Annotated in this window: 17 protein-coding genes; 12 read left to right on the top strand and 5 right to left on the bottom strand. The window is 43.9% G+C overall.

Annotation, left to right across the window (positions count from 1 at the left end; genetic code table 11):
* Positions 1-157 precede the first annotated feature (157 nt).
* Complete coding sequence (gene ybbP, locus PR675_RS05170) at positions 158-2605, bottom strand: putative ABC transporter permease subunit YbbP (protein ID WP_004922364.1); 2448 nt, start codon at positions 2603-2605, stop codon at positions 158-160.
* Positions 2602-3288, bottom strand: coding sequence for a putative ABC transporter ATP-binding protein YbbA (ybbA, locus tag PR675_RS05175; protein ID WP_014656538.1), 687 nt, complete (start codon positions 3286-3288; stop codon positions 2602-2604). The genes ybbP and ybbA overlap by 4 nt, the downstream gene beginning before the upstream one ends.
* Here ybbA and tesA point away from each other — a divergent pair.
* The 5 genes from tesA to PR675_RS05200 all read left to right on the top strand — a co-directional run bounded on the left by tesA (position 3256) and on the right by PR675_RS05200 (position 7102).
* A complete protein-coding gene (gene tesA, locus PR675_RS05180; protein WP_036941282.1) occupies positions 3256-3897 on the top strand; it encodes a multifunctional acyl-CoA thioesterase I/protease I/lysophospholipase L1 in 642 nt (213 codons plus the stop codon). The two genes, ybbA and tesA, sit on opposite strands and share 33 nt — an antisense overlap.
* A gap of 68 nt (positions 3898-3965) precedes the next feature.
* Complete coding sequence (locus PR675_RS05185) at positions 3966-4751, top strand: SDR family oxidoreductase (RefSeq protein WP_004922369.1); 786 nt, start codon at positions 3966-3968, stop codon at positions 4749-4751.
* Between the two features lie 59 nt (positions 4752-4810).
* On the top strand, positions 4811-5668 hold the full coding sequence (locus PR675_RS05190) for a co-chaperone YbbN (protein WP_060560839.1): 858 nt from the start codon (positions 4811-4813) through the stop codon (positions 5666-5668).
* A gap of 13 nt (positions 5669-5681) precedes the next feature.
* Positions 5682-6626 (top strand): SPFH domain-containing protein, encoded by a 945-nt coding sequence (locus PR675_RS05195; protein ID WP_014656542.1) that lies wholly within the window; start codon positions 5682-5684, stop codon positions 6624-6626.
* A complete protein-coding gene (locus tag PR675_RS05200; protein ID WP_004922378.1) occupies positions 6623-7102 on the top strand; it encodes an NfeD family protein in 480 nt (159 codons plus the stop codon). Before PR675_RS05195 ends, PR675_RS05200 begins: the two co-directional genes overlap by 4 nt.
* Here the strand turns inward: PR675_RS05200 and cueR are convergent.
* Positions 7056-7466: a Cu(I)-responsive transcriptional regulator gene (gene cueR, locus PR675_RS05205; RefSeq protein WP_014656544.1), complete on the bottom strand. Its 411-nt coding sequence runs from the start codon at positions 7464-7466 to the stop codon at positions 7056-7058. The two genes, PR675_RS05200 and cueR, sit on opposite strands and share 47 nt — an antisense overlap.
* Before the next feature lie 141 nt (positions 7467-7607).
* Here cueR and copA point away from each other — a divergent pair, with 141 nt between their 5' ends.
* From copA to PR675_RS05230, 5 genes are all read left to right on the top strand, one after another.
* Positions 7608-10553, top strand: a complete 2946-nt coding sequence (gene copA, locus PR675_RS05210; RefSeq protein WP_272582698.1) for a copper-exporting P-type ATPase CopA — start codon at positions 7608-7610, stop codon at positions 10551-10553.
* Positions 10554-10730: 177 nt separating this feature from the next.
* Positions 10731-11531, top strand: coding sequence for a TraB/GumN family protein (locus PR675_RS05215; protein ID WP_040132304.1), 801 nt, complete (start codon positions 10731-10733; stop codon positions 11529-11531).
* Positions 11532-11550: 19 nt separating this feature from the next.
* Positions 11551-12027 carry a Cys-tRNA(Pro)/Cys-tRNA(Cys) deacylase YbaK gene (gene ybaK, locus PR675_RS05220; protein WP_004922388.1) on the top strand — a complete coding sequence of 159 codons (477 nt, stop codon included), beginning with the start codon at positions 11551-11553 and terminating at the stop codon, positions 12025-12027.
* A 419-nt stretch (positions 12028-12446) separates the two neighbouring features.
* Positions 12447-13538, top strand: a complete 1092-nt coding sequence (locus PR675_RS05225; protein WP_040132306.1) for a 3-oxoacyl-ACP synthase III family protein — start codon at positions 12447-12449, stop codon at positions 13536-13538.
* A gap of 166 nt (positions 13539-13704) precedes the next feature.
* The gene (locus PR675_RS05230; RefSeq protein WP_014656548.1) at positions 13705-14490 is read left to right on the top strand and encodes a nucleotidyltransferase domain-containing protein; all 786 of its coding nucleotides are present in this window, start codon (positions 13705-13707) and stop codon (positions 14488-14490) included.
* A 78-nt stretch (positions 14491-14568) separates the two neighbouring features.
* On the opposite strand, the gene ushA is transcribed toward PR675_RS05230, so the two are convergent.
* Complete coding sequence (gene ushA, locus PR675_RS05235; RefSeq protein WP_004922398.1) at positions 14569-16236, bottom strand: bifunctional UDP-sugar hydrolase/5'-nucleotidase UshA; 1668 nt, start codon at positions 16234-16236, stop codon at positions 14569-14571.
* 376 nt (positions 16237-16612) lie between these two features.
* Between ushA and PR675_RS05240 the strand changes: the two genes are divergently transcribed.
* Together PR675_RS05240 and ybaL are read left to right on the top strand one after the other, a co-directional pair.
* Entirely contained in the window at positions 16613-17836 is a 1224-nt protein-coding gene (locus PR675_RS05240) for an MFS transporter (RefSeq protein ID WP_004922399.1), read from the top strand.
* A 262-nt stretch (positions 17837-18098) separates the two neighbouring features.
* Positions 18099-19841: a YbaL family putative K(+) efflux transporter gene (ybaL, locus tag PR675_RS05245; RefSeq protein WP_004922404.1), complete on the top strand. Its 1743-nt coding sequence runs from the start codon at positions 18099-18101 to the stop codon at positions 19839-19841.
* A gap of 379 nt (positions 19842-20220) precedes the next feature.
* Here the strand turns inward: ybaL and PR675_RS05250 are convergent, their stop codons facing one another.
* On the bottom strand, positions 20221-21534 hold the full coding sequence (locus PR675_RS05250) for an inosine/guanosine kinase (protein WP_004922409.1): 1314 nt from the start codon (positions 21532-21534) through the stop codon (positions 20221-20223).
* Between the last annotated feature and the right edge of the window lie 14 nt (positions 21535-21548).

Here is a 21548-nt window from a genome sequence, read left to right on the forward strand (position 1 = left end):
TTAGTGATAGATATAAGACAGTTATTTTATTCAACTATGGCAAGTAACAAGCTATTTTTCAAAGAAATAAAATTCGCGGCTAAATAGGGAATAGCCCAGATCACATGTTATCTGCGATCTGGGCGTTGAAAGGTTGTTGTGTGGTATATCAATGCGATTAATTATTCGGCATGCGACGATGCTGATTGCCTGTTCCTAGCAATCTTAATCCTAACCAACTACCACAAATAGACAGTAATAGGGCTGCACATAATGGTAATAGTAACCACATTGACCATTCAGGCTGCCAAGGGAAATCAAACACGCGAGTTTGCAGTAACCATAAAGCGACCTCAGCACCAAAGGCAGCAGCTAATCCAGCCATTAGCCCTAATAGCGCAAACTCACTCCATAAGGTTTTACGCATCAGTTTCCGGCTTGCCCCCAAGGTACGATAGACCACTAACTCACGCTCCCGCTGACTCATACCAACCTGAATTTGCGCTAATAACAACAGTAGTCCACAAAAGATCACCAACACGACCATCACTTCCAGTGCTTGGCTGACCTGTTGAAGGATTTGTTGTATTTGAGTAATTAATGCCCCTGTATCCAATACATTGATGGTTGGATAATGACGACTTAAGTCTGTCAGTAGCTTACCGTCGCCATCATAATGGAAACTGCTCATCCATGTTGCAGGCACATCTTTTAATGTTCCTTCAGCAAAGATAAAGAAGAAGTTTGGTCGCAAACTTTCCCAATCAACAGTACGAATACTAGTGACTGTTGCACTAAATACCTGAGCGCCGGCATTAAAAGTGAGTTTATCTCCGATTTTAAGTCCTAATTGTTTCACGACGGTTTGCTCGATAGAGACCTCACCGTCTTTAGGCGGCCAAGTGCCTTCATCAACCACATTGGCTTCCGGTAGTTTAGCTCGCCATGTTAGGCTCAGCTCGCGTCGCACGGTATTATTATTTGGATCACGCTCGTCCGCCCACTCTATCGCTGAGCTATCATTTATCTCTGATAAACGCGCTAAGATCACAGGATAAAACTCCGTCGGCTTCACTTGGTGTTGCACAAGTAGCTCCGTTACAGGTTTAATCTGCGATTCATTCATATTGATCAAAAAGTAATTAGGGCTATCCGCTGGCAGTTGTTGCTGCCACCTATCCAATAAATCCCCTCTGACTAGGATCAACAGGGCTAACAGCATAAATGAGAGTGAAAAGGCACTCATTTGCGAGACCGTTTGTAAAGGTTGACGCAATAAACGGCTCACCGAAAGCCGTAAGCTTAATTGCTTAAACTTAAATTGGCGTAGTACCCATAACCCTAACCAACCAATCAAAGCTAATAAAATAGCGACGATCACGATGCCCACTAAAATCGACCATAATAGTGGGTTCACACCTGTAAACAGAAATAACCCACCAACAACAATTAAGGTGACAATAGGTAAATAGTAACGTAATGGCCAAACAGGTGAGTTAGCATCTTCACGTAATACCCGTGATGGCTGCGTTGCAATTAACTGACGATAAGGACGAATCCCCACGAGAATAGCAATCACAAACAAAGTTCCAATCGCCCAAACCCATGGCCATAAACTGGCAGAAGGTAACGCTTTCGGCAGCATTGCACCGAGTATTTGCATTAAAATACCTTCAAAAGCTAGCCCTAGTAGCGACCCTAGCAAGGCTGCGGCTATCAAAATAGCCAACCACTGGCCTATTATCCATTTTTGTAACGCCGAGCGCCCTGCACCCAAGGTTTTAAGTACAGCAACTAATTGGTGGCGGCTACGGCAATAGTGAGTCATCGATACCACCACCGCCGCTATTGCTAGCAACAATGTCAGCAATACCGACAGTAATAAAAATTGCTGCGCCCGCTGGAAAGTTTTTCCTACCGCCCCACTATTTTCTTTTAACGTAAACCAACGTTGATCCGTTCTTAATTGCCCATCAAACTGAGATTCAAAAGCATCAACTGTGGCGGTTTCTCCAGCAAACATATCTCGATAGGTTAATCGACTCCCCACCTGTACGGCACCTGTCAATTCAGCATCTTCTAATGAGATAAGTACTCTCGGAGCGATTTGGAATGGGTTAAAGCCGCTATCCGGCTCTTGGACTAATGTTCCAGCAACTTTTAGGGTCGCGTCGCCAATATCGATGTTATCGCCAATTTTTAAGTTAAGTAACTCCAACAAGCGAGGGGCAACTAAAATTTCCCCTTTGGTTGGTCGAAGTCCGGCTGGCTCAGTGATAAGCTCGCCATAAAGTGGATAAGCCTGATCTGCGGCTTTAACCAGCACTAATTGTGGACGTAAATCTTCATCAGCCGTCGAATAAGCCATAGTAGAAAACGACATTTGTTGGCTTAGTTTTAGCCCCATCGCTTCTGCTTGTTGCAACCACTCAGGATCACTGGGATAAGAGGAGCGCAACACCAAGTCACCCGCTAATAGCTCTCGGCTTTGGTAGCTCATGCTATTTTCAATACGGTCACTAATACGCCCTAAAGCAAGCACACAAGCGACGGCTAAAGTCAGCGCCAGCCAGACGATCAGAAGTGATGGCGTTTTCCACTCACGCCAAAACCAACGCCAAATCATGCTTCTTCCCTCAATACACCATCTACCAGTCGTAAGCGACGCTGGCAACGGGCAGCTAATTCGTTATCATGTGTCACAAGGATCAATGTTGTGCCATGCTCTTTGTTCATGGAAAATAAAAGATCGGCGATTTTATCGCCAGTATGTCGGTCAAGGTTTCCCGTTGGCTCATCGGCAAACAGAATTTTAGGTCGCCCATTAAATGCTCTTGCTAATGCAACGCGCTGCTGTTCACCTCCAGATAACTGCGCCGGCATATGTTTTAAGCGATGGCCTAACCCAAGTTCAGAAAGCAAGGCGGCTGCTTGTTGATAGCTCTGTGACTCTGGCTCACCTCGCAATAGAGCAGGCAATTGCACATTTTCGAGGGCATTAAGTGTTGGTATCAACATAAAAGATTGAAAAACAAAGCCCACACTCTGGGCACGCAAATAAGCGCGTTGTTCTTCATCCATTTGGGTCAATTCGTGCCCTAATAGGCTAACGCTGCCACTGCTACCATCATCTAAACCGGCAATAATGCCTAATAAAGTTGACTTACCAGAACCAGACTCGCCAATTAATGCAATTGTTTGACCGGACTCGACAATTAGTTCAACACCTTGCAATATAGTGAGTTCATGTTCCCCTTGACCAACACGTTTAATGAGATGATGAACTTCAAGAATATTTTCCGCCGACATTTACTGGTATTTCTCCTATTATTTGTCGCAAGTGGGCAAGCACTCGCAGCCACAAAACTGTTAATCCTTGGTGACAGCCTCAGTGCAGGCTATCGCTTACCGGCAGAGCAAGCATGGGCTTCACTCCTTGCCGAACGTTGGCAGAAATCGTCGCCACCCGTTATTGTCATTAACGGTAGCATTAGTGGAAACACCTCAGCCCAAGGGCTCGAGCGCCTTCCTGCCTTACTTGAACAACACAAACCCGATTGGGTATTGATCGAGTTAGGTGCAAACGATGGTTTGCAAGGGCTATCTGTTAAACAGATGGAGAACACACTACAACAAATTATTGAACAAATAACGCAGTCCGGTGCGAAACCGCTTTTAATGCAAATTCGTATACCGCCGAACTACGGTAAGCGTTATACTTCTAGTTTCGAAAATGTTTATCCTGCACTTGCACAACAAAACGCGGTTCCACTACTGCCTTTTTATATGGAAACCATCATTACTAAACCTGAGTGGATCCAACAAGATGGTATTCACCCAACTGTAGAAGCTCAACCTTCTATCGCTGATTTTATGGAAAAACAATTACTCCCTTATTTAACTTCTTCAGCAAATTAAAAGAATAAATAAGTGGGTAATTGTAAAGCAGTTTTTATATCAATTTGAGCCTATAGGTAGGTAAAGTTATGCAAAAGTCGGTATTTATCACCGGTGCTTCTAGCGGTATTGGCTTTTGTGCCGCCCAAACACTTCGCAAACGAGGTTATCATGTGATAGTTGCCTGCCGTAAAGAAGCTGATGTCTTGCACCTAAAAGGACTAGGCTTCGATACTGTTGTACTCGACCTCGATGATAGCCATAGCATAGATAGCGCTGCCGATGAGGTATTGACGCTATGCCAAGGGCGCCTTTTTGGCTTATTCAATAATGCCGGCTTTGGTGTGTACGGCGCGCTAACGAGTATTAACCGCCAGCAATTAGAGTCTCAATTTTCGACTAACTTTTTCGGAATACACCAATTGACCTTGCGCTTGCTTCCAGCCATGCTAGCTCATCATGAGGGGCGTATCGTACAAACTAGCTCGGTAATGGGAATTATCTCAACGCCGGGTCGTGGTGCCTATGCAGCGAGTAAATATGCGTTAGAGGCATGGTCCGATGCACTCCGTTTGGAGCTAAAAGGCACGGGTGTCCATGTCAGTTTAATTGAACCAGGCCCCATCCATACCAATTTCACCAGTAATGTGGCACAAACACAGCAAGATAATCCGGTTAAAAACCCAGGAATTGCACAACGTTTTACCTTAACGCCAGAACATGTGGTCGCAAAATTGGTACATGCCCTTGAAAGCCCTCGTCCACGTATCCGTTATTCAGTCACTTTGCTCACCGTCATAGTTCGCATACTGAAACGGCTGCTACCGGATTGCTTGATGGATAAAATACTGGCAGGTCAGGGAAAAAAGGCTTGAAAAAAAATAAAATAGCCCCACCTTTAGAGTATTAAAAACTTATTTAAAAGAGATATTTTATGCAATCTTTTGCCCAAATCGTGGATGTTAATGAACAAAATTTACACCAAGTTGTAGAACAATCCATGCAGATGCCAGTTATGTTCTACTTCTGGTCTGCACAAAGCCCGCACTGTCAAGAGTTTGGTGCGACTCTCGATAAAATTGCCAATGACTATGCGGGTCTGTTTATGTTGGCGCGCGTCAATTGTGACGTAGAGCAAAATGTTGCAGCTCAATTTGGTCTTAGAGCAATACCAACCGTTTATATTCTGCAAGAAGGTCGTCCTGTTGATGGTTTCCAAGGCCCTCAACCCGAAGAAGTCGTATTAGAGATGCTTTCGCGCGTATTGCCTAGTCCAGAAGAGTTGAAAGCCGCACAAGCAGCAGAGTTGATTGCTGAGGGGAAACCTCAGGAAGCGCTACCGTTACTTAAAGAAGCGCATCAGCTTAATGAGAAAAACAGTGATATCACCCTGTTATTAGCAGAAACACAGATCGGTCTGAATCTTGTGGATGAGGCAGAAAAAACACTGACATCGGTTCCGATGCAGGACCAAGATAGCCGCTATCAAGGGTTAGTGGCACAAATTGAGTTGCTCAGACAAGCGGCGGATACGCCAGAGATCCAGCAATTACACCAAGAATTTGATGCTGACTCAGACAATGCCGAGCTAGCTGTGCAATTGGCATTAAAATTACATGAAGTGAATCGCAATGAAGAAGCTTTAGAAATGCTATTTAGCTTCTTGAAAAAAGACCTCAGCGCTGGAGATGGCGCCGTGAAAAAAACAATGATGGATATTATGTCGGCAATGGGAACAGGAGATGCGATGGCCAGTAAGTATCGCCGACAAGTATATTCATTACTTTACTAAATAAGGAATGATCATGGATTTGTTCGCGTTTGGTGCTATACCGATTATTATTTTTATTGCGATTGTTATTGTTTTTACCTGTGTCAAAACAGTACCGCAAGGCTATCAATGGACGGTTGAACGTTTTGGTCGTTATACCAGAACATTGCAGCCGGGGTTACATATTATTGTGCCATTTATGGATAAAATAGGTCGTCGCATCAATATGATGGAGCAAGTCCTTGATATCCCATCGCAAGAAGTTATCTCGCGTGATAATGCTAACGTCACCATCGATGCCGTCTGTTTTATTCAAGTCGTTGACCCAGTGCGTGCAGCTTATGAAGTTAGCAATCTCGAGCTGTCTGTTTTGAACCTGACAATGACCAATATTCGTACCGTATTAGGCTCCATGGAGCTGGACGAGATGTTGTCACAACGAGATTCCATCAACTCACGCCTTCTGCACATTGTGGATGACGCAACCAACCCTTGGGGGGTGAAAATCACCCGTATCGAAATTCGTGATGTTAAGCCGCCGAAAGAGCTAGTCAACGCGATGAATGCGCAGATGAAAGCAGAGCGTACTAAGCGTGCCGACATTCTGGAAGCTGAAGGTATTCGTCAAGCGGCTATCTTGAAAGCGGAAGGTGAAAAACAGTCACAAATTCTCAAAGCAGAAGGGGATCGTCAATCTGCATTCTTACAAGCAGAAGCCCGTGAAAGGGCTGCTGAGGCGGAAGCAAAAGCGACTAAGATGGTTTCTGAGGCTATCGCGGCGGGTGATATGCAAGCAATCAACTATTTCGTTGCTCAGAAATATACCGAGGCACTGACAAGTATTGGCTCTGCTGACAACAGTAAAGTGATCATGATGCCACTTGAGGCGAGCAATTTAATGGGCGCTATCGGAGGGATTGCTGAACTTGTCGGTGAAAGCAAAAAAACGCACTCGAATAAGAAACAGGAAAACTCATGATAGAACTTATCAGCGCTCAACCCGCATGGTTTTGGCTATGCCTTGGTGGTTTATTGCTGATTGGTGAACTGCTCGGTACCGGTGGTTATCTATTATGGTCGGGGATCGCTGCTGTTGCGGTGGCTATCATTACTTTCGTGCTGCCTTTTCTGGGTTGGGAATGGCAAGGGATTTTATTTGCTATCTTAACTATCCTTTCAGCCGTATTATGGCGGAAGTGGTTAAGTTTACGTAAAAACTCACAAGCAGATGAGGTCAACCAAAAGAGCCACCAACTCATTGGCACTAAAGTCCGTCTGATTTCCGATACGGATGAAGGTTTTAGCCGCGCACGCCTAGCCGATGGCAGTTGGCGAACATACAGTGAGCAACCTTTAAAAGCAGGCACTGAGGTGATCATCACCTCAGTGGATGGGATCACTCTGCATGTTAAGCCTTATCATGATGGCAACAACCCCGAGACAAGTGATCAATAATCGGGCAGTCTGCATTCTCATCACCGGGACAAGCGTCCACTAAGTTTTGCAGCGTATCTTTAATAGCAGACAATTTCGCGATTGTCTGCTCTAACTCTGCAATTTTCGCCATTGTGGTATTTTTCACATCCGCGCTGTGTCTTGCTGGGTTACGGAACAAACTCAATAACTCGCCGCACTCTTCTAACGTAAAACCGACATCTTTTGCCTGTTTTAACAGACCTAATTCATTAAGGTGTCTATCTTGATAATAGCGATAACTATTTTCCCCCCGTTCAGGTGGAGTAATTAAACCTTTTTCTTCGTAAAAACGAATGGCCTTTGCGGTAAGACCGGTTTTCTTGGCAATTTCACTAATATTCATCATACCCCTTGACCTTACCCTTGAGGGAAGGTTTAACCTTCCCTACATATCAAAAAATTTATATTTGTTTAAAAATTTCAGTGTATTCTGCCATGATAATAAAAACGACAGGATCCGTCATGAGTTAAGGAGATTTTACTTATGAGTAGCAAAATCATTCTCTCCCTGCAAGGGCTAAGTTGTATGCACTGTGTTGGTACAGTCACCAAAGCACTTGAAGCCCGCTCGGACATTGATCATTTCAACGTCACCATTGAGTATGCAGTGATTGAAAGTAATGCTAGCGCTCAATCATTGATTGAAACTATTCAACAGGCGGGTTATGACGCAAAAATGGCCGAACAACCGGATATCACGCTACAGCTATCCGGCCTTAGCTGCATGAACTGTGCCGGTAAAACACAGCAAGCACTTGAAGCGGTTGACGGTGTAGCGGCTGCTATTGTCGATACTCAACAAGCAAAAGTTTACGGTAGTGCAGCAGCAGATACCTTAATTAATGCGGTTGAGCAAGCAGGCTATCATGCAAAAGTGGCACAACCCAGTCAGGTGACATTAGCATTATCGGGGCTTAGTTGCATGAAATGTGCTGAAAAAACCCGCCTTGCCCTTGAGGCCGTTGACGGTGTTGATCATGCGGATGTCGATACTAACTCTGCCGTGATATATGGTAACGCACCTGTAGAGGCGTTAATTGCCGCTGTGGCTGATGCGGGTTACCAAGCCACATTAAATCAAGCGGGGGCTAACTTCCCAAAAACGCAGCCGCTAGCAAAATCGCCTGAACAGCCGGAAACTGACTCAGCGGCAATCTGTGAAATACCGGCTCAAGAGTCCGATTTAGGCGAGCAACCTGACATCTCCCCTTCAGATGACAGTATCCAGCTATTATTAGATGGTATGACTTGTGCAAGTTGCGTTAATAAAGTGCAAAAAGCCCTCAACAGTGTTCCGGGCGTTGAAAATGCCCGTGTTAACCTTGCTGAGCGTAGCGCGCTAGTGACGGGAACCGCGCAGCCAGCCGCACTGATAGCTGCGGTGGAAAACGCTGGCTACGGCGCCGAAATCATACAAGACGAAGCTGAACGCCGAGCACGGCAGCAACAAGTCGCTGATGCAAATATGCGCCGTTTTCGTTGGCAATCTGCACTTGCATTAGCCCTTGGTATCCCTGTGATGATCTGGGGGATGATCGGCGACAATATGATGCTCACGCCACAAAACCACTCAGTTTGGCTAACCATTGGGGTTTTAACTTTCGCTGTGATGGTCTTTGCTGGTGGTCATTTCTATAAAAACGCTTGGCAAAGCCTAAAAAATGGCAGTGCGACAATGGATACTTTGGTCGCACTCGGTACAGGTGCTGCTTGGTTATACTCAATTGTCGTCAACTTGTGGCCTGAGATTTTCCCTGAGCAAGCACGCCATCTCTACTATGAGGCCAGTGCAATGATTATTGGTCTGATTAATTTAGGCCATGCACTAGAGCAACGTGCCCGCCAGCGCTCCTCAAAAGCCTTAGAGCGATTGCTGGACTTGACGCCTCCGACTGCCCGCGTGGTTACCGAGCAAGGTGAAGTGGATATGCCACTTGAGCAAGTCAAAAAAGGGATGACTTTACGCCTAACAACGGGGGATCGTGTACCTGTTGATGGCGAAATTATTGAAGGTGAAGTCTGGCTAGATGAAGCGATGCTAACCGGTGAACCCATTCCTCAACAAAAAAGCAAAGGCGATCAGGTACATGCAGGCACTGTCGTTCAAGATGGTACTGTGTTATTTCGCGCGGCGGCTGTGGGTAGCCAAACCACACTAGCGCGTATTATCCATCTTGTGCGCCAAGCTCAAAGCAGTAAGCCTCAAATTGGCCAATTAGCCGATCGTATTTCATCGATATTCGTACCTGTCGTGGTTGCCATTGCTGTTATTTCAGGGCTTATTTGGTATTTTGTCGGCCCAGCCCCGCAAATTACCTACGCATTAGTCATCACCACGACTGTTTTGATTATTGCTTGTCCGTGTGCTCTTGGTCTGGCGACCCCCATGTCAATCATCTCTGGCGTTGGGCGGGCGGCAGAATTTGGTGTGCTTGTCCGTGATGCCGATGCTCTGCAACAAGCAAGTGAGTTAGACACTATCGTCTTCGATAAAACGGGCACATTAACAGAAGGCATGCCACAGGTTACCGATATCCATACCTTTAATGGCTTTTCTGAGACAGAAGTACTACAACTTGCGGCTTCATTGGAAAGTGGCTCTAACCACCCGCTTGCTCGTGCAATTGTCAATCGAGCCAAAGGGCTCTCCTTCCCTACAAGCGAACAATTTAAGACATTAGCGGGTCTCGGTGTCAGTGCCGTCATCGAAGGCAAAACGGTATTACTTGGTAACCAAAAATTATTGATGCAAAGTCATATCGATACCAGTGCGATTGAAGAAACATTGCATCAACAAGCTTCAATGGGGGTCACCCCCGTTTTGTTAGCCGTAGAAGATAAAATCGCTGCATTGCTTTCTATCCGTGATCCATTACGTGAAGACAGCGTCAGTGCCTTAGCTCGCTTACATAAACAAGGCTTTCGTTTAGTTATGTTAACAGGGGATAACCCAGTTACCGCAAAAGCCATCGCAAAAGAAGCGGGAATTGATGAAGTGATCGCAGGCGTCATGCCAGATGGTAAATCGGCTGCAATCGAAGCTTTACAAGCCAAAGGCCATAAAGTGGCAATGGTTGGCGATGGGATCAACGATGCCCCCGCACTGGCCCGTGCCGATGTTGGTATCGCAATGGGAGGCGGCAGTGATATTGCGATAGAAACAGCATCGATTACCTTAATGCGCCAAAGCCTACATGGTGTTGCAGATGCGGTTGCCATTTCAAAAGGCACATTGCGCAATATGAAACAAAACCTATTCGGTGCCTTTGTCTACAACACATTGGGGATCCCAATTGCAGCGGGTATTCTTTACCCTCTAACAGGAACATTGTTGAACCCTGTGGTTGCAGGTGCAGCAATGGCCCTCTCCTCAATCACCGTCGTGACTAACGCCAACCGACTGCTACGCTTTAAACCGAAACAACAATAGGCTACAGCCCGACATTGAGTTTAACTGAATGTCGGGCTTTTCACGCTTAGGTAAATTGCTCGTGATATCATGCCTAACCCCAATCCAATTTTACAGATAAAATAGCGCAAAGTGAGTCGCAAATCGCTACAAGATTGTTTAATCTAAAGGACTGATACTAAAACGTAGGAAAGTGAAATGGCCAAGCTGCTCGAAAACTTAAAAAACTGGTTACATACAGAAGCAGCTCCCGTCTACCCTTATCCAGCTATTGATGTTCGATTATCAAAAAATCTTAAGCTGCATATTGTTGGTAGTATTCATATGGGAACTGAAAACATGTTTCCACTTTCTGACATTCTTCTCGATAAACTCAACCGAGCCGATGCCCTGATTGTTGAAGCCGACATCACGGATACCCGCACCCCCTTTATAACCGATAATGCTCTTCGTGCCCCCCTACAAGATCGCCTAAGCGCTGACGAATATCAGCGACTGCAAAGTTGCTGCCAAGAAATACATCAAAATCCAAGCCAATTTGATGCGTTACCCTCATGGCAAGTCGCCCTAATTTTACAATCCACCCAAGCTCAAGGGTTAGGACTACACGGGCACTATGGGATTGATTACCAATTACTCCGTAATGCACAATCTCAGCGGATGAAAATCATCGAGTTGGAAGGTACTGATGCGCAAGTCGAGCTATTATTAAACTTGCCCCAAGAAGGCTTACCTTTATTACAAGATACGTTAGAGCACTGGCGCGCTAATGCCCGTTCATTACAGACCATGATAAGCTGGTGGCTTGATTACCACCCCCATAACCGTGTCACATTACCTAAAACATTCAGTGATGATGTTTATCGTGTTCTCATGGAACAACGTAACCAAGATTGGAGTAGCAAGCTAAAGGCATTACCTGATGGTAATTATGTGGTTACCGTTGGTGCTTTACATTTATTTGGTGATGATAGTTTAGTTAGTTATCTACGAAATTGAATACAAAACAGGTAAAAACATGACTCCCGCTGTAAAGTTACTTGAAAAACAAAAAATAAACTTCACGCTCCACCCTTATGATCATGATCCTAATGTGCATGATTTTGGTAATGAAGCAGTGAGCAAACTCGGTTTAGATGCTAAACAAGTTTTCAAAACGCTACTTATTGCACTTAATGGTGATCAAAAAACGTTAGCGGTCGCAGTAACCCCTGTATCAGGGCAGTTAGATTTAAAACTGGTTGCTAAGGTTTTCAAAACCAAAAAAGTTGAAATGGCCGACCCACAGATAGCACAAAAAACAACAGGTTATTTAGTTGGAGGGATAAGCCCACTAGGGCAGAAAAAACGTCTGCCTACCGTTATCGATAGCCAAGCGCAACAATTTTCCACCATCTTTATTTCTGGCGGTAAAAGAGGGTTAGACATTGAAATAGCGCCACAGGATTTAGCTCGCGTTCTCAATGCAACATTTGCTGAAATAAAGAAAGTGTAAATCCCCTGAGCGTTGTTATCGATAATACTCTCATTTCCCTTACACTATCAATTCATCATACTGGTTTATGCTTTATTATTTATAAGTCATAAGCCAGTCGATTTATCATAACTTTATAAAATAGTCATCATCTAAAATAAATGAGCACCTTTATTAAATCGATTGATATATAAGCATATTTTTATATGCTACCAGCTTGAATTATGAAAATTATAAATTAATATTTATTTTTATATTACATTTAAAAATCCAAAAATTATTATTTACCGTACAAATAAAATAATAATTTATATCCGTCTTTATAATAACAACTCAAACAGACTCCTAAAGGTTAAAAACCGTTTCTGTTTTATTTGCGATGAATGTTATGAACGCTCAATGCATTTGGCATCATCATAGAAACCATGTAAGGAGAACCTATGTTATCAGTTGGAATTCAAGCTGTTGCCATTCATTTACCAGAAGGTTTACGCACTAATGCATGGTGGGATAAAGAGGCCATCACCTCTTCTCATTCACCTAAATTTTCAACTCACCAACACCAGTCTCTTTATGATAAAGCCATGCAACCTTATCTATCCGATCCCTTTTTAGGCAGTGTCGAGCGCAGAGTCGTGGTCAATCATGAAAGCGCTTCCTCACTCGGGATCAAAGCAGCAATCAAGGTGTTATCAGCCGCAAAAGTCGCCGCTAGTGATATAGATTGCCTCATTGTCACTTCCATGTTTGATGACCATATTGGTTGTGGTGATGCAGGCTATATCGCACAGGCACTCGGTATCGGTGGTGGCGCCTTTAATATTGGGGCAACCTGTAATAGCTCGATGTCAGCATTACTAACAGCTTGTGGCTTGGTAAGCAGCGGCTTAAATAACAAGGTATTAGTCATTGCCACAGCACTATTCTCTCGGGCACTTGACGACGACAATGCCGCCATGCGTTTTCATGGTGACGCATCCACCGCCTTCATCGTAGGCCCTGTTAAAGAAGGATATGGCCTGCTGGGCTCTAAATCGTTACACCTTGGTGAAACATGTGGCACTTGGTGCTTTAAGGTCGTCGAAGACCAATATTCGCCAACAGCGCAACATATCCGCCTCAGTTTCAATAAGCCAGTAACCCACGTGCTACGTTCAACAGCGGAATATTACCTTAAACAGACCGTAAAAGGCGCATTAGCCAAAGCAAAACTCTCTATTAACGATATCGATTGTGTCGCACTCAATGCCCCGACAGCTTGGCATGCCGAGTTTTCCGCTAATGTATTGGGGATCGAACCCAAACGGGTCATCAATACATTTCCTCAATTTGCTTACAATGGCCCCGCCATGATGCCGATCCATCTGTATACCGCAGCGATACAAAAATCGATTAAGCCCGGCGGCATTATGCTGTTATACGCCTACGGAGGACAAACAGAAGCGTCAGCCGCTGTATTGCGCTGGCCTAATGTTATCCTTGGTGCACCACCGGAGCCTGCTTCCGTGATCGATCATAAAGACATACCGTAGATGACCTCTTTCAAGGTGCAAAATTAGTAAGCTTAACCAACGGCATTTGTTAACTTGCTGGATTTACGTTATTTTTGGTCAGATCACAAAATAGATTTCTCGAGATAAAGGGGGAATAAAACGCTCCTTGTTACTGCAATCTTCATCATGAAAAAGGTACTCAAAAATGGCAGTTGATGAAAATGGCTATATCTGCACATTAAAAAAGCAACCTATACCCGCGAGATATCAAGAACTACTCACATCTGTTCAATCACAACTACTCGCTCAGTATGGCGATAGAATTTGCAGTATTTTTATTTATGGTAGCGTTGCACGTGGCAAAGCTACTCCTCCTAAATCCGATCTGGATCTCTGTGTTATTTTTCACGGCAATATTGATAACACAGAGGCTTTAGCGCTCAGCAAGATAGGCGAAAATAGCCTTCGACTTTACCCTATTGTTCCAAAGGTGGATTTCGATATAGCCAGTCAACAGGAGGTCCTGTCACCGAATAACACCAACAGTTGGGGATACTGGCTAAAGCACCATTGCCGTATCATTTATGGTGACGACCTTTCCCGATATTTTCCCCTATTCCGCCCATCAAGGGCCATCGCCTTAGCCGTCAATGGTGATTATCACACCACTCTCTTAGATTACATTCAGAAAATGGCAAGTACGGATGATCAGGCAACGTTCTTAAAATTATCCAAAGAAGCTTCTAAGAAACTTATCCGCTCTACAAATATTTTACGGACGCCTAACGACACAGACTGGCCAGATACATTAGATGAACATATCACTCGGCTACACAATAAATATCCTGCCTTAGCGCATCAATTACCCTTTTTTATGGCGCAAATCCAGTTCGCGACTTACTCTAAAAAAGATTTTATCCCCCATTTGCACACGGCAATAACTCGCCTATTGCAAGCAGATGAAAGTATGAAAGCAAACGAAAAGGCCTGACCCCAGTTACTATCTGGGATCAGGCCTTGTAAGCAGTTCACTCGCCTATTGAAATGTTATTAATAGGCGACTTAGGCATTATTTTTTATAAACAATTTCGCCTTTTGGTTCATAGTCTGCCGCTTTTAGTGGTGAATGTTTTTCAATATAGCCTTTCAACACTTCCGCATCGACAAACCCTGTATTGACGTAGTTAGGATGATTATCGATTTTCGGATAGCCATCACCACCTATAGCATTAAAATTCAGTGTTGCCATACGGTAAGTTTTTTCAGGATCAACTGGCTTACCATCAATTTTCACGTCACTGATGCTACCATCCGGATTAACAGTCAGGCTGACATTATAAAACTGTGCGTAAGCGCCTGAATCAGGTTTCATGTTCGCAGCAGCCTGCAAATATGGAAGCACTTCGCTGCCTTTGAAGTCAACATACACTAATTCATTCGTAAATGGCTGTACCTTTAAAACATCTTTATATGTAATATCACCGCTCTCAATCGAATCACGGACACCGCCGCCACTCATAATTGCAAAATCAGCACCTGCACGCTCTTTTTGTGCCGCTAACAAGAGACGCCCCATGTTAGTTTGCACAAAACGAACTTTACTACGGTCGCCTTCGAGTTTGCCTTCAACAGAGCCAACTTTAACATTCAGCTGCTCACCCCCTTTCTCTTGATAAGGTGTCAGTAACTTCATCATTTCTGGGTTGTGCGCAATTTCTTGAGTGTAATAGACACGCTCAGTGGTGCCATCTTCTTTAGTCACTTTCTTTTTCAAGTTGATAGGGATCAATTGGTAATGTTTCAGTGTGAACTTACCATTTTTAAATTCGAAATCTGCGCGACCGACATATTTCCCCCATTCATGGGCTTGAACGATCCAAGTGCCATTTTGATTATCAGGTGCACAAGGTGTTCCCGGCACATAGTCGACTTGTTTATAGTTTTTATTCTCCGCAGACATACAAACGGGATCTTGTGAGTGACCACCTACTATCATATCTAAATATCCAGCAGGTAAACTACGAGCCATTTCAACATCACCCGGTGCATTCGAACCATGTTGACCGTCATCGTAGTGCCCCATATGGGTGGCTGCAATAATAATGTCTGGCTTTTCAGTCTCACGCAGCTCTTCAATCACTTTTTTCGCTTCTACCGATGGCGTTCTAAATTCCACGTCTGGGAAATTAGCTGGATTGCCGAGTTTCGCTGTATCGTCCGTGGTCAATCCTAATACGGCGATTTTGACGCCTTGCTTATCAAAAATTTGATAAGGCTTGAACAAGCGTTTACCGGTGCTAGTTTGGTAAATGTTGGCAGATAAGAATGGGAAATTAGCCCATTTTTCTTGGGTACGTAACACTTCAAGCGGATTATCAAACTCATGGTTACCTAATGCCATCGCATCATAACCGACTAAGTTCATCCCTTTAAAATCAGGCTCTGCATCTTGCAAGTCAGATTCAGGTACACCTGTATTGATATCACCACCAGAAAGCAGCAATAGGCTTCCACCTTGTTTCGCAACTTCATCACGGATTTCATCAACCACCGTTTTTTGAGCCGCTAAGCCATACTCACCGTGATCGTTATGCCAGAAGTGACCATGATGGTCATTAGTATGCAAAATGGTGATGTTATAGGTTTTATCTTTTTCCCAAGCATTTGCCTGTGCGATAGGCAACAGTGCTAAAGATACCGTTAATGCGCATACCGATGCTTTAAAGGTTAATTTCATCTCTTTCTCCCTGCCGATATAGGAATTTTGTGCGGTATAAGTAGATAATAAGTTTAATATCACCGCCTATCTTATACTCTATATCATTTAAGATACGTCACGGACGTATTACCATAGAAATATAAGGCAGGCTGTGTCTCATACGAATGAGCGCCGTCAGTAGCACCACACGTTGAAGTATGATGAGTATATAGCACAAAACCGCGATCATAATTAGATAACCAGTGCATAAAATGATGCTTGTTTCATTAAAGTGAGACATCAATCAAAATAATGACACGAGTGACTTTTTTTATCGTGATATTTATTAGTTCAAATAAATTACAAATACGCTATATTGATAACAATTGTGCAACACAACTAGAAGTTACTAACTATGAGCGACCAAACAACAAGTTCTAGCAATACCGCACCATCAAAGCCTATCAGCAAAACAGGCAAAACCGTTTTCAGTATTCTAACCGCAATTAGCTTCTCTCATTTACTGAATGATATGATCCAGTCTTTGATATTAGCTATTTATCCGTTATTGCAATCCGACTTTTCATTAAGTTTTGCACAGGTTGGTTTGATCACGTTGACTTACCAAATTACGGCATCACTACTACAACCGATCATTGGCTATTATACTGACAAACATCCACAACCTTATTCACTCCCAATAGGAATGGGCTTTACGCTAACAGGTTTGTTGCTACTCGCTATGGCGGAAACCTTCCCGGTTATTTTGCTTGCTGCTGCGCTGGTAGGAACAGGCTCTTCCGTATTCCATCCTGAATCATCTCGCGTTGCGCGTATGGCGTCAGGGGGGCGACATGGCCTTGCACAATCGTTCTTCCAAGTCGGTGGAAATTTAGGTTCCTCATTAGGCCCGCTACTTGCGGCACTCATCATTGAGCCATATGGTAAAGGGAACGTTGGCTGGTTCTCTCTAGCGGCCTTATTAGCTATTGTGGTTTTATTGCAAGTGAGCCGTTGGTATAAGCAACAGCATCGCACCACCAGCAAAAAACCAGTTCGTCACGTGGAAGTCAAAGTACTACCACGTAAAGCGGTGATTGGCTCATTGACGATATTGCTGATTTTAATTTTTTCCAAGTACTTTTATCTAGCCAGCATTAGTAGCTATTATACCTTTTATCTCATTGATAAATTTGGTGTTAGTGTACAAAACGCCCAGTTCCATCTGTTTATTTTTCTCTTTGCCGTCGCAGCAGGAACCATGATTGGTGGGCCTGTTGGCGATAAGATCGGGCGCAAATATGTTATTTGGTTTTCTATTTTAGGCGTTGCGCCTTTCACGCTAATGCTACCGCATGCTTCCCTGTACTGGACCAGTATTTTGACCGTTATTATCGGATTAATATTAGCTTCTGCATTTTCAGCCATTTTAGTCTACGCACAAGATCTCATCCCCGGTAAAACAGGCATGATTTCAGGGCTATTTTTTGGATTAGCATTTGGTATGGGAGGCGTTGGAGCGGCAGTGCTAGGGCAGATTGCCGATAAGACCAGTATTGAACAAGTTTATCAATATTGTGCTTTTCTACCATTATTAGGAATTTTCACTGTACTACTACCAAATTTAGAACAAAAATAACCATTTCTCTTTATTTCACCCATACTTATTGAAAAATAAGTATGGGCATTTCCTTCTATATCCCACTTAAAATTCAATAAAAAATCATAAAAATGACATCTTTGTAACGATTTAGCACTAATACAGTACTTTTATTTGAAAAACATTGAAATTTTTTAAGGAAATTTTTCTCAAATAACGATAAAATAGAATTATATGCAAAGCGCATTCCAAAATACGGGAATTTTATTCCTAAAAATTCAAATTAATAAAAGGAGACTAAATGGAGCATTCTACGCCCTTAATCACAACCATTGTTGGTGGTCTCGCCCTTGCATATTTGTTAGGTATGATCGCTCAGCGATTAAAAATTTCCCCTCTAGTGGGGTATCTTGCGGCTGGAGTCTTGGCCGGTCCTTTTACACCTGGTTTTGTTGCCGATACAACACTTGCACCTGAACTCGCTGAGATAGGTGTTATCCTACTGATGTTTGGCGTTGGGTTACACTTTTCGCTTAAAGATCTTATGGCGGTTAAAACCATCGCCATTCCCGGTGCTATTGCACAAATTGCGGTTGCTACACTGTTAGGTTTAGGCCTTTCCACCCTTTTTGGTTGGGGAACCTTTTCAGGGATTGTTTTCGGCCTCTGTTTATCCACAGCCAGTACCGTAGTGTTACTTCGCGCCTTAGAAGAGCGGCAACTGATTGACAGCCAACGCGGTAAAATTGCTATCGGCTGGTTGATTGTTGAAGATCTGGCAATGGTATTAACACTGGTACTACTGCCAGCCGCCGCCGCGATTATGAATTCAGAGCAAGCCAGCTTAAGTGAGTTACTCATCGGTCTTGCATGGACAATAGGTAAAGTTGTCGCCTTCATTATCCTCATGATAGTGATTGGCCGCAGAGTCATACCTTGGATTTTATCGCGCACCGCATCCACCGGCTCTCGTGAACTGTTTACATTGGCTGTATTGGCACTTGCATTAGGTATCGCCTATGCGGCTGTCGCCTTATTTGATGCCTCCTTCGCTCTTGGCGCGTTCTTTGCTGGTATGGTATTAAATGAGTCAGAACTAAGCCACCGTGCAGCACAAGACACATTACCGCTCAGAGATGCGTTTGCTGTTCTATTCTTTGTGTCTGTTGGTATGCTATTTGACCCTGTGGTCATTATTGATCACCCATTAGGTGTGATTGCTGTTCTCGCTATTATCATTGTGGGTAAATCCGCCGCAGCGTTGGTGCTTGTGCGTTTATTTGGTCACTCGCGGCGAACCGCATTAACCATCTCTGTCAGCCTTGCCCAAATCGGTGAGTTTGCCTTTATTTTAGCGGGGATGGGAATGGCGCTTGGCGTGATGGATAAAGAGGCGCAAAACCTTGTGTTAGCCGGTGCCATTGTCTCTATTATGCTTAACCCAGTGCTGTTCAGCTTATTGGATAAGTACTTAGAGAAGACCGAAACCGCCGAAGAGCAGTTACTCGAAGAGACTTTGGAAGAAGAAACTCAAATTCCTGTCGATATTTGTGGCCATGCAATTATCGTTGGTTACGGTCGTGTAGGAACTATGCTGGCAGATAAACTGCGTAGACGTGATATCCCATTAGTCGTGGTTGAAGATACTCGCGCTAAATTTGAGGAGCTAGCAGAAAACGGGTTCAGTGCTATTTTAGGTAACGGTGCTAATAGAGATATCATCAGCCTTGCTCGTATTGAGTGTGCAAAAACGCTGCTTCTTACCATTCCAAATGGTTATGAAGCAGGTGAAATCGTCGCGCATGCTAAAGAGCTAAACCCAGATATCACAGTAATTGTTCGCGCGCACTACGATGATGAAGTCAGCTTTATTAAAGAGCGTGGTGCTGAGCATATTATTATTGGTGAACATGAAATTGCTAAAGCGATGGCAACTTTTATGTGTAATGATGTCACTGAATATGGTTGCTCAATGGATGATGACCCTTCTCCCACAGCCGGTGAAGGTAAAAGTCTAGATGAATATCTAAAACCCTCTCATTAAAACACGTTTAAGGGAAGCTTCGGCTTCCCTTTGTTTATCTGGTAATTCTATTGTGTTAATCCCTGTATCAGGGATGCAGCTTACTCTTTTCAATCATGACTGGTTTACTGAGAGAGCGTGAACTGTTCGCCCCCGCCTAATATGCGATTTTTCACTATTAAAAATTCTAAAATAGAATAATTAATAATAAATAGATTCACATTTTCTCCACTTTTTAGCATAGATAAGTCGTTATACTCATCCCCGCCTAAACCATTATTGATGATATTTTTTGTGTCCTCTTCCCCCACGATGTGGGGGAATTTTTTTCTGGCATTGAGGTAAAAAAATACCCCACTGTTTTGCTCAAACAATGAGGCATTATGCAAAGGCTTGCGTATTAACGCTCCCAATAGGACTCTTCTAAGCTGTCTTCTTTTTCAGGTAGGCCACGCGTTAAACGCGGCGAATGTTGAGTCAAGACTTGATAGCTCACGCGGTTTGCATATTTGCACACTTGAGCAAGCGAAGAGTAAGTTAGATATTGGCGAGTATGCTTACTGGAATTAGGCACATTGAAGCGATGATAGGAGTTTGCGGTGATATCGTGTAGCAATGCGGATAACGCGCCATCTCCTGCACCATTAGTATTCATGATCTTTTCAGGTCCCCCCATATAAGGCTCAATATGAGAGTATATGCGCATAGGAACTTCACAATCTTGCTGGCGCATTGCGCGGCTAAATTCATAGAGGTTAAATTCAGGAATAGCGCCCGGTAATAATGGGTGTTGGGTGGTGCGTTTAAATGCTTCTTCCGTATAACCTGCCATATATAGCCCTGATGGCCCCGCCGTACACAGCACAAGATCGACCCAATTTAGAGCCATATCCGAAGCTAACAACGGGTCATTACACCCTGTTAGCTCTAGCGCCTCATCTTCATTCATCGCGACAACAGAGACATGCTCAGCCAGAAAATCACGCCAAAACTGAGGGTCTTGCGCTATCACGAACTTAGTACCGAGTGTTAGTACAACGGGAACATTATGCTTTTTAGCATAGCTAATCGCCTGCATCGTGGCTTCTGGCATGGTTTCACCGGGCTTGCAACGAACCAAATAAGCGGTCAAAACTAACGCCGAAGCGCCAGCAATAATCTCTTCTGGGATACTTTCAGGGCGTAGACGATTCATATGCCCTGGGCTAATCGCGAAGGTTCTCTCACCGTTTTCAGCAATAAGGGTAAAGCAGCGACCAATTGGCCCATCGACCCCTTGTAAATAGTTGAGATCCATGCGGCTCGATGTATGGCATAAATAGCGATAAGAGTAGCTTCCAATTTGAATGTTATTGCACATCGTTCCCAATAACACCGAGCGATCATCCGCCAGCACGGAGTAGTTATGCAGCGTATTCCCGATGGTTCCCCCGGCATACTCATGTGTGATTAATGCGTTACTGGTTAGCTCTTTATATAAAGCCTCTGCAACATCATCTTCAATCACTAAAGAGTGACCTTTACTGAGTTGATAGCGTTCAATGAATGCATCGTCGACTTTAGCTTCAATATCGACCAGTGTTTGATCGATACCAACAATATAAGATTGGCAGTTTTCGCCATCATCTAAACGCTCTTTAATAGGCTGTAACAGCGGATCTCTGAGGCTAACAGGAAAGTAGTGCTTTGATTTACGTTGACCGGGGAATTTCATAATGGATAAATTAG

Source organism: Providencia sp. PROV261, assembly GCF_028477945.1.
In the GTDB taxonomy this organism is placed as follows: Bacteria; Pseudomonadota; Gammaproteobacteria; order Enterobacterales; family Enterobacteriaceae; genus Providencia; species Providencia stuartii.